Raw genomic sequence first — 12,433 nt, forward strand, 5'->3', positions numbered from 1 at the left:
GGGCATGGCCCGGCGCTACCGTGCCAATGTGGGTAGCGCAGGGCCATGCCCGGCGAACGCGGCGGCCGCGACGACGCGTATAAAAAAACGCGGCGCCAGGCGCCGCGTTCTTCGTTGACCCATCGGCCGGCCGATCAGGCCTTGGCGACGGCCTTCTTCGCCACGGCCTTCTTCGCCGGAGCCTTGGCCACGGTCTTCTTGGCGACCGGGGCAGCGGCGCCTACGGCGACCTTGCTCGCGGTGTGCGAACGGGCGTTGCCGTAGCTGGCGTTGTAGCGCTTGCCCTTGGCGGTCTTGCGGTCACCCTTACCCATGTCTTCAACTCCTCAAATGTGAAATCTGGTTACCCCGTGCTGACACGGGTTCGGCGGGGCCGCCTTGCTGGACGCCCCCGCGCACGATCGGAAAGCCTATCACGGAGCGCCTAGTGCGCGCAGCTGGCGTCGTGTACGTGGCTGTGGTTGAGCCGCAGATTGACCAGATGGGCAACGCCGACCAGCAGACCGCCAATGGTCATCACCACTGCGTGCGGCACGGCATTGTGATGCAGCGGGTCGTACAGCACCCCAGCCCACAGCGCGACCAGCCCGGGAATCAGGAACGCCAGCGCGCGCAGGGCGCCATGCCGGCGGTAGCCCCAGACAAGGCTGAACAGACCCAGCAGGGTCACAAACACGACCAGCGCCTGTTCAACGCCATCGCTGAGCCAGAACGACAGGCCCAGCGAAGGCGCTGCGGCCAGCAGCACCGGAATCACCGCACAGTGCACTGCGCACAGCATCGATCCGGTGGCACCGAAACGGTCGAGCAGATGGCGCAGGTGGGAGGAGAGGGACATGACTTCCAGCAGGGTCGGCGAATCGTTATGGAATAATATAACATCCCTTCCTGGTCCGCACGATCTCCTCTCCCCCTGTCCCGCGACGGGATATGTGCGCTTCACAATTGATACACAGTAACAAGGACTTCTCGATGCCCGCCCCTTCCACGCGCTTCAAGCCGCACACCCTCGCCCTGGCGCTCGCCGCGCTGCTGCCGTCCGCCGCATTCGCCGCAGGCGACGACGATGCGCACCGTGACCGCCACCTGACCGAGCTGTCGTCGGTGCAGGTCACCGCCTCGCCGCTGCAGGGCGATGCCGAGTCGCTGGCGCGGCCGGTCGAAGTGCTCGCCGGCGAGCGCCTGGACGAACAGAAGGCAGGCACCCTCGGCGATACGGTGGCCAAGCTGCCGGGCGTGCAGAGCACCTTCTTCGGCCCCGGTGTCGGTCGTCCAATCATCCGCGGCCAGGAAGGCCCGCGGGTGGCAGTGCTGTCCAACGGCATGGGCAACATGGATGCCTCCACCGTCAGCGCCGACCATGCCACCAGCATCGAACCGTTCCTGGCTGATCAGATCGAAGTGCTGAAGGGCCCGGCGACACTGCTGTTCGGCAGCGGTGCGATCGGCGGCGCGGTCAACGTCGTCGATGGCCGCATCGCCCGCGAGCTGCCCGACCGTCCGCTCAGCGGCCGCGCTGAACTGCGCGGCAACTCCGTCAATGACGAACGCAGCGGCATGTTCCGCCTCGACGGCGTCAGCGGCAACGTCGTGCTGCATGTCGACGGCCTGGTGCGCAACGGCGACGACTACCGCATTCCCGGCTACGCGGTGATCGACAGCCTGGAAGACCACCACGAAGACCATGACCACGACCACGCGGGCGAGGAAGGCGACGAGCCGCGCCGTGGCCGCCTGGACAACAGCTCCATCCGCACCCGGGCCGGTGGCGTGGGTGCCACCTGGCTGGGCGAGGGCGGCTACTTCGGCGTGTCGGCCAGCACCTATCGCACCAACTATGGCATCCCCAATGGCGCCCACGTCCACGCGGACGGCGACGATCATGACCACGATCATGATCATGATCACGGCGAGGAGGAGGAAGGCGGCGACGAGCATGACGTACGCATCGACATGGTGCAGAACCGCTTCGAGACCAAGGCCGGCATCTACAACCCGGTCTCGTTCCTGAAGAACATCAATGCCCGCGTGGCCTACACCGACTACGAGCATGTCGAGCTGGAGGCCGGCACACCCTCCACACGCTTCACCAACCGCGGCATCGAAACCCGCCTGGAAGCCGTACAGCAGCAGGTCGGTGGCTGGGACGGCGCCTTCGGCGTGCAGTTCGGCAACAGCGATTTCGGCGCCAAGGGCGAAGAAGCATTCGTGCCGGACACCGGAACGAAAAACATCGGCCTGTTCGTGCTGCAGGAGAAGCAGTTCGGCCCGTTCAAGCTCGAACTCGGCGGCCGCCACGACCAGGTCAAGCTGGACCCGACCGGCGATTACCGCCGCCGGCAGTTCGATGCCACCAATCTGTCCGCGGCCGGCATCTGGAAGCTCAACGACGCGGTCGACCTGCGCATCGGCGTGGACAGCTCCGAACGTGCCCCCACCAATGAAGAGCTCTATGCCGCTGGCGCGCACATCGCCACCCGCTCGCTGGAAATCGGCGATGCCAACCTGAAGACCGAGCGCGGCCAGCGTGTCGAGCTGGGCATCCACACCCACAGCGATCGCCTGGACTTCTCCGCCTCGATCTACCAGACGAAGTTCAAGGACTTCATCTACCTGGCCGACACCGGCGTCACCGAAGGCCTGCCGGTGCGTGCATGGACGCAGCAGGATGCGGTGTTCAAGGGTGCCGAGGCGGAGGCCCTGGTGCATCTGTTCGAAGGCGTCGCAGGCGACTGGGATCTGCGCCTGTTCGGCGATTACGTGCAGGCCAAGCTGGACGGCAACGGCAGCCGCAACCTCGACATCGCGGTACCGCACGGTGACCACAACCACAACTACACCGTGGAGCTGGCCAACACCGGCTACCTGCCGCGCATCGCCCCGGCCCGCGTCGGTGCCGACCTGCGCTGGGCGAAGGACGGCTGGCGCGCGTCGGTGGGCGCCGTGCGTTACAGCCGGCAGAAGGACGTGGCGCAGAACGAAGAGCCGAGCGACGGCTACACCCTGGTCGATGCGCACTTGGCCTACCGCTGGGATCGCAACGACAGCAACAGCTATGAGGTGTTCCTGGATGGCAGCAACCTGACCAACCGTGAAGTGCGCCCGCACACCTCGCTGCTGCGCGACTACTCGCCGCTGCCGGGCCGCGGTGTCGCATTCGGCATCCGTGCGTACTTCTGACCCCTCCAGCAGCAGGACGCCGTTCCACTGATCCCTGACGACGCTCGTTGTCGTTCTCTCCCGGGGGGCCTGCTGGCCCCCCGCTTTTTTTGGACCCGGTACGGCTTCGGACATTAGCCGCGCCGTGACGCTATCGATATGGCCTGGTGGCACATCCCACCTGCCATGGATACGAATTCACACACCGATCACAAAGATGTGCGTAGGACAACAACCGGACAATCCCGTCACTCAATGTCTCGCACATCGGACACTTCTGTCCGAAAATGAACCCATGACCGCTCAACGCGCTGATGCCGCTGCCCGCCGTGCCCTCATTCTCGACGCCGCCGACCATGTGTTCGGGCAACACGGCGTCACCGCTCCGCTGGACCTGGTGGTCGAACGCGCCCAGGTGGGCCGGGCCACGCTGTACCGCAATTTTCCCGACCGCACCGCGCTGATCCAGGCCCTGCTGCAGCGTGCGGTCGACCGTATCCGCCGCCAGGTGGAGCAGCTGGGCGACCGTGACGACGCCCTGTTCGAGGTGTTCGAGGGGATGGCCCAGCGCATCATCGATTCACCTGCGCTGGCCGATTACTGGCGCGCCGTTGATTCAGACGTGCCCTCCATGCGCGCCGCGCGCGAGACCGTACGCGACCTGCTGGAAGCACCGATCCAGCGGGCCATCGCCGCAGGCCTGTGCCGTCCCGATCTGGAAAAAACGGATATTTCACTGATCTCCGGCATGCTGGGAGCCGCCCTTCGCGGCAAGACCCGTGACGAGCGCGCCCGTCTGGCCGGGCGTGCCCTGCAACTGCTGCGCGGAGGACTCCAGGGAGCAGCCAGCGGAGCACGCTGATGGTGCAGCCGTATCTGAAGCCGGTGCCGGACTGGGAGGAACATGAGAAGCCGACCATGCCCGGATCGGCTTCGATGCCGTGGCACCCACCCTACCGGCGTGCAGCCTATGCCCTGGTGTCCCTGCTGGTGGCCATCACCGGCGGCCTCGGCAATGCGCTGGTCACCGCCAACCTGCCGTTCCTGCAGGGGCAACTGCAGCTCACCCCGACCCAGGGCAGCTGGCTGGTGGCCGCTTACGCGATGGTCAACGTCACCGCCAACCTGCTGGCCTTCAAGTTCCGCCAGCAGTACGGCATCCGCCTGTTCGCCGAGATCGGCCTGGGGCTGTATGCCGCGCTGGCCGTGCTGCACCTGTTCGTGGGCAGCTTCGAAACCACGATGCTGACGCGCGCGGCCAGCGGTTTCGCCGGTGCGGCGTGTTCGACGCTGGGTACGCTGTACATGCTGCAGGCGTTGCCGCGGCGCTTCACCGGCAACCTGCTGGTGATCGGCGTCGGTCTGTCGCAGCTGGCAGTTCCGCTGGCCTGGATCGTGTCGCCCGGCCTGGTCGATACCGGGCAATGGCACCAGCTGTATTCCTTCGAAGCAGGGCTGGCGCTGTGTGCGTTCGCGGCGGTGGTGGTGCTGAAGCTGCCGCCAGGCGTGCAGATCAAGGCCTTCGAGCCCATGGATTTCCTCACCTTCAGCCTGCTTGCCCCGGCGGTTGCGCTGCTGGTGGTGGTGCTGGCCCAGGGCTACACGCGCTGGTGGCTGGACACACCGTGGCTGGGCTGGGCGCTGGTCGCCTCGATCGCATTGTCGACCACCGCCTTCATCATCGAGCACTACCGGCGCAATCCACTGCTGCAGACGCGCTGGCTGGCCAGCCTGCCGGTACTGCACTTCATCGTGGGTGCGTTCCTCATCCGCTTCCTGACCACCGAGCAGTCCTACGGCGTGGTCAGCCTGATGCGCACGCTGGGCATGGGCCCGGACCAGCTGCGCCCCTTGTTCGTGGTGATTCTGGCAGGGGTTGTCACCGGCATCATCGGTACCGCCGTGACCTTCGGCCCGAAGCGGCTGATCCCGCAGCTGCTGATGGCGATCCTGCTGCTGGGTTCGGCGGCGTTCTTCGACCAGAACCGCACCAGCATGGACCGTCCCCACGATTTCTACCTCAGCCAGTTCCTGGCCTCGGTCGGTGCCGGGATGTTCATGGGCCCGCTGATCATGCTGGGCATCTCCGCCGCCCTGAAACAGGGTGTGGACCACATGATCACCTTCCTGGTAACGCTGTCGATCACCCAGACGCTGGGCGGGCTGGCCGGCTCGGCGCTGCTGGGAACCTTCCAGCTGCATCGCGAACAGCTGTATTCCAGCGCGCTGACCAGCCAGCTTGATCCCGCCGACCCGGTGGTGGCGCAGCGCCTGCGCATCCAGCAGCAGCTGTACGCCGCGCAGATCACCGATCCGGTGCTGCGCAGCGCGCAGGGCACCGCGCAGCTGGCACAGACGACGCGCCGCGAGGCCAATGTCCGTGGGTTCAATGATGTGTTCACCCTGAGCGGCTGGCTGGCGATCGGCTTCCTGTGCTGGTTGCTGCTGCTGTCGCTGCGTACCGCCGTGCTCAAGCAGTGGCGCAAGCGCCATCCGCCCTCCTCCGCTGCGGCCTCCCCCGCAGCGCCCCGCTGAGTCCTTCGCCATGCCTCCCGTCCCGCCCCGTCCCGACGATGCCGACAACGTGACTCCACCGCCGCCAACCGACGCGGCACCTGCGCCCACGCCGGTTGAGCCGGCGGTCGCGCCGAAGTACCTCAGACCCAGTGCGCGCAGCGTGGCAGTGATCGTGGTGGTGGCCCTGCTGGGCATCGCACTGATCCTGCGCGCGTGGCACCTGTGGCCGTTTGCCAGCAGCGTGATGGTCACCGACAACGCCTACGTGCGCGGGCAGATCACGGTGATGGCACCCCAGGTCAATGGCTATGTGACCGAGGTGCTGGTGAAGGACTTCCAGCACGTGAAGAAGGGCGAACCACTGCTGCGCATCGATGACCGCATCTATGCGCAGCGCGTGGCGCAGGCACAGGCCACGCTGGACAGCGCGCGCGCGGCGTTGGCCAACTCCGATCAGTCGCAGGCGCAGAACCGCGCGCAGATCGCTGCGGCCCAGGCCACCCTGTCCGCCGGCAAGGCCGAGCTTGAGCGCTCCCGCAACGAGCTGAAGCGATACGAGCAGCTCGCCGCACAACGCCTGGTATCGATCAATGACCGCGACCGCTTCCGCACGACCCAGGCGTCGGCGCAGGCCAGCGTGCAGCAGTCGCAGGCGCAGATCCGCATCGCCGAGGAAACGCTGATCTCCACCCAGGTGGCACGCAAGAGCCTGGAGGCACAGGTGGAAAGCGCACAGGCGCAACTGGAACTGGCACGCATCGACCTGGCCAATACCGTGATCCATGCGCCGCGCGACGGGCAGATCAGCGAGGCCAGCGTGCGGACCGGCCAGTACGTGGCCGCCGGCTCGCAGCTGCTGTTCCTGGTGCCCGACGCGCTGTGGGTGGTCGCCAACTACAAGGAGGGCCAGACTTGGCAGATGCGCATCGGCCAACCTGCGACGTTCGCCGTGGACGCGTTCCAGGGCCAGGTGCTGCGCGGCCATGTGGAGCAGATCGCCCCCGCCACCGGCTCGGAATTCAGCGTCCTGCGCCCGGACAATGCCAGCGGCAACTTCACCAAGGTGGTGCAGCGGCTGCCGATCCGGATCTCGATCGATCCGGGGCAGGAGCTGGCCGCGCGACTGCGTCCCGGCATGTCGGTGATCGCACGGGTGGATACGGCGGCCGAGCCTGCGCCGGCCCGGTAGGGTCGAGCTCGTGAAACGGGGTCAGATTCCTTTTACCAAGGCAAAAGGGATCTGACCCCAATCCCACCGGCCGCTCAGCCTGCGCAGCGGGCGCAGAGTCCGTGCACTTCCAGCGTCTGCGCCTGCGGCTGGAAGCCGAGCTCCTTGGCCCGCTTCTCCAGTTGGCCGACGATCTCGCGGTCTTCCAGCTCCACCGCGCTGTGGCAGCTGTTGCAGATCAGGAACGGCACCGAATGCGCCGCACTGCTGGGGTGGTGGCAGGCCACGAAGGCATTCACCGATTCCAGCTTGTGCACGAAGCCATTGGCCATCAGGAAGTCCAGCGCGCGGTACACGGTGGGCGGGGCATCGGCACCCACACCCTTGCCGTTGCGCACCCATTCCAGCAGCTCGTAGGCCTTGACCGGCTTGCCGGCTTCGGCGATCAGCTTCAGTACGTTGGCGCGGATGGGGGTCAGGCGCAGCCCGCGTTCGCGCGAGACACGCTCGACCACCGCCACGAAATCCGATGCGTCATGGACGTGGTGGTGGGGGGCGGTACAGGCAGTGGCAGTCTTGGCGGGCATGCGCGTTCTCCGGTTCGGCCTGGCAAGGATGCCTCAGACCGTTGCTACCTTGGTAATGGCCGCGTCGATGCGTTTCAAGGCCTGCTCACGGCCGGCCAGGTACACGGTGTGGGAAATGTCAGGGCTGACCTGGGTACCGGTGATGGCCACGCGCAGCGGCTGGGCGACCTTGCCCATGCCGATCTCCAGCGCGGCGGCCGTGTCGTGCAGGGCCGTGCCGACCGCTTCGGCCGTCCATTCCGGCAGCGCCGCCAGCAGTTCACGGGCCTTGCCCAGGGCGACCTCGGCCCCGGCCTTGAAGTGCTTGGCCACTGCGGCTTCGTCGTAGTCGTTCAGCGGCTGGTACCAGACCACGGCCTTCTCGGCCATTTCCTTCAGGGTCTGCACGCGTTCACGCAGGGCGATCACCACGTCTACCGGTGCCGGGCCCGCCGCCACGTCCAGGCCCAGCTTCTGCAGCTGGTAGACCAGGTGCGGCACGATGTCGGCCGGTTCCACGGTCTTCAGGAAGTGCTGGTTGACCCAGCCCAGCTTGGCCATGTCCAGGCGCGACGCCTTGGAGTTGCAGTCCTTCACATCGAACAGGTCGATCAGTTCCTGGCGGGTAAACAGTTCCTGGTCACCATGCGACCAGCCCAGGCGGGCCAGGTAGCTCAGCAGTGCGTCCGGCAGGTAGCCGGCATCCCGGTACTGCATCACGTCGGCGGCACCGGTGCGCTTGGACAGCTTGGCGCCCTGCTCGTCCAGGATCATCGGCATGTGGCCGAACTTCGGCACCGGTGCACCGATGCCTTCGTACAGGTTGATCTGGCGCGGCGTGTTGTTGATGTGGTCGTCACCGCGGATGACCTCGGTGATGCCCATGTCCCAGTCATCCACCACCACCGCGAAGTTGTAGGTGGGATAGCCGTCCGGACGGAAGATGACCATGTCATCCAGTTCGCTGTTGGCGATCTCGATCCGGCCCTTGATCAGGTCATCGAACACCACCGTACCCTGCAGCGGATTCTTGAAGCGGATGACGCGGTTCGGGTCGTCCCGGTACGGCAGGCCCAGCTCGCGCGCGGCACCGTTGTAGCGCGGCTTTTCCTGCCTGGCCATGGCGGCTTCGCGCATCGCGTCCAGCTCTTCCCGGGTTTCATAGGCGTAGTAGGCCTTGCCGTCGGCAATCAGCTGCTCGGCGACTTCCCGGTAACGGGCCACCCGGTCGGTCTGGTAGATCGGACCTTCGTCGTAGTCCAGGCCCAGCCACTCCATCGCCTCCAGGATGGCGTCGATCGCCCCCTGGGTGCTGCGTTCACGGTCGGTATCCTCGATGCGCAGCACGAACTCGCCGCCGCGGTGGCGGGCCTCCAGCCAGCAGTACAGCGCGGTGCGGGCGCCACCGATATGCAGATAACCGGTAGGACTGGGGGCGAAGCGGGTGCGGCAGGTCATGTGGGGCTCGAGGAACGGGAATTCCCCGATTTTACCACCAGCCCCGCGCCGGCACGGAGGGACGGACGGGGTCCGCCCCTCCGGCTCACGTCACGGCTGCGGCTCGGCCTTGCGCGGGAACGACTGCTCTCGCATCGCCGCGTTGTAGGCAAAGGAGGCCACGATGGCCGCTGCCTGCTTGAGATCTTCCGGCTCGGCGTGGTCCCAGGTGTCCAGATGGCTGTGGTGGACATTGGTGAAGTAATCCAGCCGGTCCTGGATGAACTGGAAGCCGGGCAGGCCGACGCGATCGAAGCTGATGTGGTCGGTGCTGCCGGTGTTGCGGGTCGCCACCGTGGTGGCGCCGACATCATGGAACGGGGCGAGCCAGGCCTCGAAGATCGGCATCGCCGCCAGGTTCTCCTGCGCGTAGATGCCACGGAAGCGGCCGGAGCCGTTGTCCATGTTGAAGTAGACCTGGAACTTGCTGTAGTCGCGGGTCTTGCGCAGCGGTCCGGTGGGGTCGCGCAGCGAGGCCGGCAACGCCTTCTGCGCAGCGTCCACTGGTTCCGGGAACTGGCCGAAGTGCTTGGCGACGTAGGCCTGCGAGCCGATCAGGCCCTGCTCCTCGCCGCTCCACAGCGCCACCCGGATGGTGCGCCGGGGCTTGGCACCGGTGGCCTTGAGGATGCGCATGGCTTCCATCATCACCGCCACGCCGGCCGCGTTGTCGGCCGCGCCGGTGCCGCTGTGCCAGGAATCGAGGTGCGCGCCGATCATCACCACCTCATCCGGCCTGCTGCTGCCCCGGATCTCCGCCAGCGTGTTGTAGCCGGGCTGATCGCTGTCGTCGGTGAAACGCGCGCTCACGTCCACCCGCAGGCGCACGGGCTGCTTGGCCTCCAGTGCACGCACCAGCGGATTGAAGTGCTCGGCGATCATCGCCAGCTCCGGAATGCCGACCGACTCCCCGGCCTTGCGCGAGCCACCACCGGCCACGCGGATGATGCCGTTGTCCCAGCTGCTGATGCTGATCGAGGCCAATGCGCCTTCCTCGACGAAGAAGGCGTTGACCTTGGCCGCCAGCGCCTGCCTCTCCTGGTACTCCTTCACCCGCTTGGCGCGCTCGGCGGTGGCGTCCTTGTCCTTGGGCAGGGTGAATTCCTGCAGTCCCTCCAGCGAGGTGGCGTCGTGACGATGCGAGTCCGGCTCGGTACCCCGCTTGTACTCGCGCGCCTCGCCGAGCAGCAGGATCTTCCCGCGCAGCTTGCCGCGGTACTTCTCGATGTCTTCCGGCTTCTTGATGTCCACCTGTACCAGCTCGCCCTCGACCGGTCCGCGGGTGCCCGGCGTCCAGGCCTTGGGCAGTGCGTGCAGCGGCATCACGCGGTCGCCGAGCATCTCCACGCTGGCCGAGGTGAACTCCCAGCCACGGCCGAAGTCATCGAACGCTTCGTCGTGGACATTGTCCAGCTTCCATTCGGTGAACTTGCTGCGGGTCCACGCGTTTGCGCGCCCCATCGCCGGGGAGTTGGTCAGGCGCGGCCCGATGCGCTCGGTGAGATAGCTGAAGGTGTCCATCACCTGCGAACGGTGGAACGCCTCCTGGCGGATGCGGCTGACCATGTCCAGGTCCACCGGCTCGCGCTGCTGCGCCATCGCATTGCCGCTCATCGCCAGCGCAACCGCCAGCACACCCCACTTCAGCACATCCCACCCCTGCCCTTCGGCTCGATCATCAACCCCTCGAGTCTAGCCAGCGGGGGCGCCCGGCCCCCGTCCCATCGGTCATGGGCGGTGCGGACGCCTCATCCGCTCCAGCCCAGCCACAGCTGGGCGCGCATGGGCAGCAGCAGCAACCAGTGCCGCCGGTCGATGCTGCTGCAGCCGAATACCGCAGCGTGCGTGGGCCAGTCGCCGGGCAGGCCGGCGATGCCGATCTCGGCCAACGCCCCCGGCCCGGCCTTCCAGGGCCGGTAGCGCGGCACCTTTCCACCCAGCACGCCACGTCCCTGCCGTGCACCGTCCAGCCACTCCAGCCCCTGCCCCAGCACTCCTTCGCAGGTGGCCGCCGCCAGCTGGAAGCGGACCAGGCCGGGGGCGATCCGTGCCCCCGGCAGGGCCGCCAGCACGCCATGCGCCTGCAGCAGTGCATCCACTTCGAGCAGAGCCGGAATGCCTTGCTGGGCTCTCAGCCGCAATCCCTGGCGCCATCCCATCGCGTTCTCCTCACTTTGCTTCCGCGCCCAGCGCATACCAGTCCACGCGGCGGGTCACCCACATCGCCAGCGCCAGAATCACGAACAGCAGCAGCGAGCCCATCAGCAGTGCGTTGTTCTCCGAGACCAGCAGCCCGTAAAGCGCGCCATACAGCACGGTCAGCAGCGCGGCGAAGCCCAGGCCGCGCTTCCAGTGACCGAGCACGTTGGCCAGATACACCGCCTGCAGGCCGATGCAGGCCGCCGCCGAGACCAGATAGGCCTTCCAGAAGGCGATGTGCTCGGACAGGCTGATCAGCAGCAGGAAGAAGATCGCCAGCGCCAGGCCCACCATCAGGTACTGCAGCGGGTGGATGCGCAGCGATTTGATCAGCTCGAACAGAATGAAGCCGACGAAGGTGAGCAGCACGAACAGCACGCCATACTTGGAGGCGCGATCCGCCTGCGTGTAGGCGTCGACCGGATCGACCAGCGACACGCTCACCGCCTGCGACGCCACCGCGCCATCGCTGCGCAGCTGGCGCTGGGCATCGGAGGCCAGCGAGGACACTGCCCAGCGTGCGTCGAAGCCCTGCGCATCGACGCGGCGTTCGTTCGGCAGGAAGGCGCCGGCGAAGGATGGATGCGGCCAGCGCGAACGCAGTGCGATGCGGTTGTCATCGCCTACCGGCACGACCGACAGCATGCGGCTGCCGTCCAGCCGCAGTTCCAGCTCCACCGTGCTCGCTGCCAGCAGCCCGCCCTGCACCGCGGCAAAACCCGCCACGGGCGCATGCAGGCCACGCCCCAGTTCCGCAGCGGCGCCGACGCCCGGCAGCAGGCGTACCTGGCGGCCATCCACGCGCAGGTTGGGCGTCCCGACCAGGCCACGCGCGTCAGACACGCCCAACGCCACATAGGGCTGGCCATAGGTCCGGCCTGGCTTGACCGGATAGTCGTCAGCCGCGAAAGAGGCCTTCAACTGGCCGTTCCAGCTGTACACCGGCACCTTGAACAGCCCGACCTCACGCTGGCTGGGCAGCATCTCGCCGCCAACGTCGAGCGAGGCCGGCATCTGCAGCCAGTGCCCTTCGCTGACCTGCACCTCGGTCTTCTTGTTGCCCTTGGCGTCGACGACTTCCACCTGCTGGCGCTCCACCCACGGCACCACCCGCACCGGCCCCACCAGCTGCTGCGCGCCGGCGCGGCTGTCAGCGACCCGCGCGAAGGCTTCGTCGCGGTATTGGCTGCGCTCGTTGATCACGCTGCGGATCATCATCAGCGGAATCAGCAGCAGCAGGATCAGTCCGCCGACAATGGCGAACCGCAGCAGCATCTTCAGGGATTTCATGGTCCATCCTCGTTGGAGAGGGCTGCAGCATGGACCG

The 12,433-nt window shown here is 66.9% G+C and carries 11 protein-coding genes; 4 read left to right on the forward strand and 7 right to left on the reverse strand.

The features are described 5' to 3' along the window. Positions 1-134 precede the first annotated feature (134 nt). Positions 135-314, reverse strand: a complete 180-nt coding sequence (locus ACVOMM_RS03410) for a 30S ribosomal protein THX (RefSeq protein WP_004150462.1) — start codon at positions 312-314, stop codon at positions 135-137. 110 nt (positions 315-424) lie between these two features. Next, entirely contained in the window at positions 425-838 is a 414-nt protein-coding gene (locus ACVOMM_RS03415) for a MerC domain-containing protein (protein WP_053518754.1), read from the reverse strand. A 134-nt stretch (positions 839-972) separates the two neighbouring features. On the opposite strand from ACVOMM_RS03415, the gene ACVOMM_RS03420 reads away from it, so the two are divergent. The 4 genes from ACVOMM_RS03420 to ACVOMM_RS03435 all read left to right on the forward strand — a co-directional run bounded on the left by ACVOMM_RS03420 (position 973) and on the right by ACVOMM_RS03435 (position 6,865). Continuing rightward, positions 973-3,180 (forward strand): TonB-dependent receptor, encoded by a 2,208-nt coding sequence (locus tag ACVOMM_RS03420; RefSeq protein ID WP_481525886.1) that lies wholly within the window; start codon positions 973-975, stop codon positions 3,178-3,180. A 274-nt stretch (positions 3,181-3,454) separates the two neighbouring features. Then, positions 3,455-4,021 carry a TetR/AcrR family transcriptional regulator gene (locus ACVOMM_RS03425; RefSeq protein WP_053518751.1) on the forward strand — a complete coding sequence of 189 codons (567 nt, stop codon included), beginning with the start codon at positions 3,455-3,457 and terminating at the stop codon, positions 4,019-4,021. Further along, positions 4,021-5,694, forward strand: a complete 1,674-nt coding sequence (locus ACVOMM_RS03430) for an MFS transporter (protein ID WP_065174667.1) — start codon at positions 4,021-4,023, stop codon at positions 5,692-5,694. Before ACVOMM_RS03425 ends, ACVOMM_RS03430 begins: the two co-directional genes overlap by 1 nt. Positions 5,695-5,704: 10 nt before the next feature. Continuing rightward, positions 5,705-6,865, forward strand: coding sequence for an HlyD family secretion protein (locus tag ACVOMM_RS03435; protein WP_481525887.1), 1,161 nt, complete (start codon positions 5,705-5,707; stop codon positions 6,863-6,865). Positions 6,866-6,939: 74 nt separating this feature from the next. Here the strand turns inward: ACVOMM_RS03435 and ACVOMM_RS03440 are convergent, their stop codons facing one another. From ACVOMM_RS03440 to creD, 5 genes are all read right to left on the reverse strand, one after another. Then, positions 6,940-7,431 carry a Fur family transcriptional regulator gene (locus ACVOMM_RS03440; RefSeq protein ID WP_053517393.1) on the reverse strand — a complete coding sequence of 164 codons (492 nt, stop codon included), beginning with the start codon at positions 7,429-7,431 and terminating at the stop codon, positions 6,940-6,942. A 33-nt stretch (positions 7,432-7,464) separates the two neighbouring features. Beyond that, positions 7,465-8,868 carry a glutamate--tRNA ligase gene (gene gltX / locus ACVOMM_RS03445; RefSeq protein ID WP_053517391.1) on the reverse strand — a complete coding sequence of 468 codons (1,404 nt, stop codon included), beginning with the start codon at positions 8,866-8,868 and terminating at the stop codon, positions 7,465-7,467. Between the two features lie 90 nt (positions 8,869-8,958). Next, a complete protein-coding gene (locus ACVOMM_RS03450) occupies positions 8,959-10,557 on the reverse strand; it encodes a M28 family metallopeptidase (protein WP_193395621.1) in 1,599 nt (532 codons plus the stop codon). A 98-nt stretch (positions 10,558-10,655) separates the two neighbouring features. After that, positions 10,656-11,066, reverse strand: coding sequence for a hypothetical protein (locus ACVOMM_RS03455; RefSeq protein WP_279941801.1), 411 nt, complete (start codon positions 11,064-11,066; stop codon positions 10,656-10,658). Positions 11,067-11,076: 10 nt separating this feature from the next. After that, positions 11,077-12,396: a cell envelope integrity protein CreD gene (gene creD, locus ACVOMM_RS03460; RefSeq protein WP_481525888.1), complete on the reverse strand. Its 1,320-nt coding sequence runs from the start codon at positions 12,394-12,396 to the stop codon at positions 11,077-11,079. Positions 12,397-12,433: the final 37 nt, after the last annotated feature.

The sequence above is a fragment of the Stenotrophomonas sp. STEN009 genome (assembly GCF_056760395.1).

Bases quoted from the DNA above. Each gene is read 5' to 3' on its own strand.
- ACVOMM_RS03410 (WP_004150462.1), bottom strand. From the start codon at position 314: ATGGGTAAGGGTGACCGCAAGACCGCCAAGGGCAAGCGCTACAACGCC.
- ACVOMM_RS03415 (WP_053518754.1), bottom strand. From the start codon at position 838: ATGTCCCTCTCCTCCCACCTGCGCCATCTGCTCGACCGTTTCGGTGCC.
- ACVOMM_RS03420 (WP_481525886.1), top strand. From the start codon at position 973: ATGCCCGCCCCTTCCACGCGCTTCAAGCCGCACACCCTCGCCCTGGCG.
- ACVOMM_RS03425 (WP_053518751.1), top strand. From the start codon at position 3,455: ATGACCGCTCAACGCGCTGATGCCGCTGCCCGCCGTGCCCTCATTCTC.
- ACVOMM_RS03430 (WP_065174667.1), top strand. From the start codon at position 4,021: ATGGTGCAGCCGTATCTGAAGCCGGTGCCGGACTGGGAGGAACATGAG.
- ACVOMM_RS03435 (WP_481525887.1), top strand. From the start codon at position 5,705: ATGCCTCCCGTCCCGCCCCGTCCCGACGATGCCGACAACGTGACTCCA.
- ACVOMM_RS03440 (WP_053517393.1), bottom strand. From the start codon at position 7,431: ATGCCCGCCAAGACTGCCACTGCCTGTACCGCCCCCCACCACCACGTC.
- gltX (WP_053517391.1), bottom strand. From the start codon at position 8,868: ATGACCTGCCGCACCCGCTTCGCCCCCAGTCCTACCGGTTATCTGCAT.
- ACVOMM_RS03455 (WP_279941801.1), bottom strand. From the start codon at position 11,066: ATGGGATGGCGCCAGGGATTGCGGCTGAGAGCCCAGCAAGGCATTCCG.
- creD (WP_481525888.1), bottom strand. From the start codon at position 12,396: ATGAAATCCCTGAAGATGCTGCTGCGGTTCGCCATTGTCGGCGGACTG.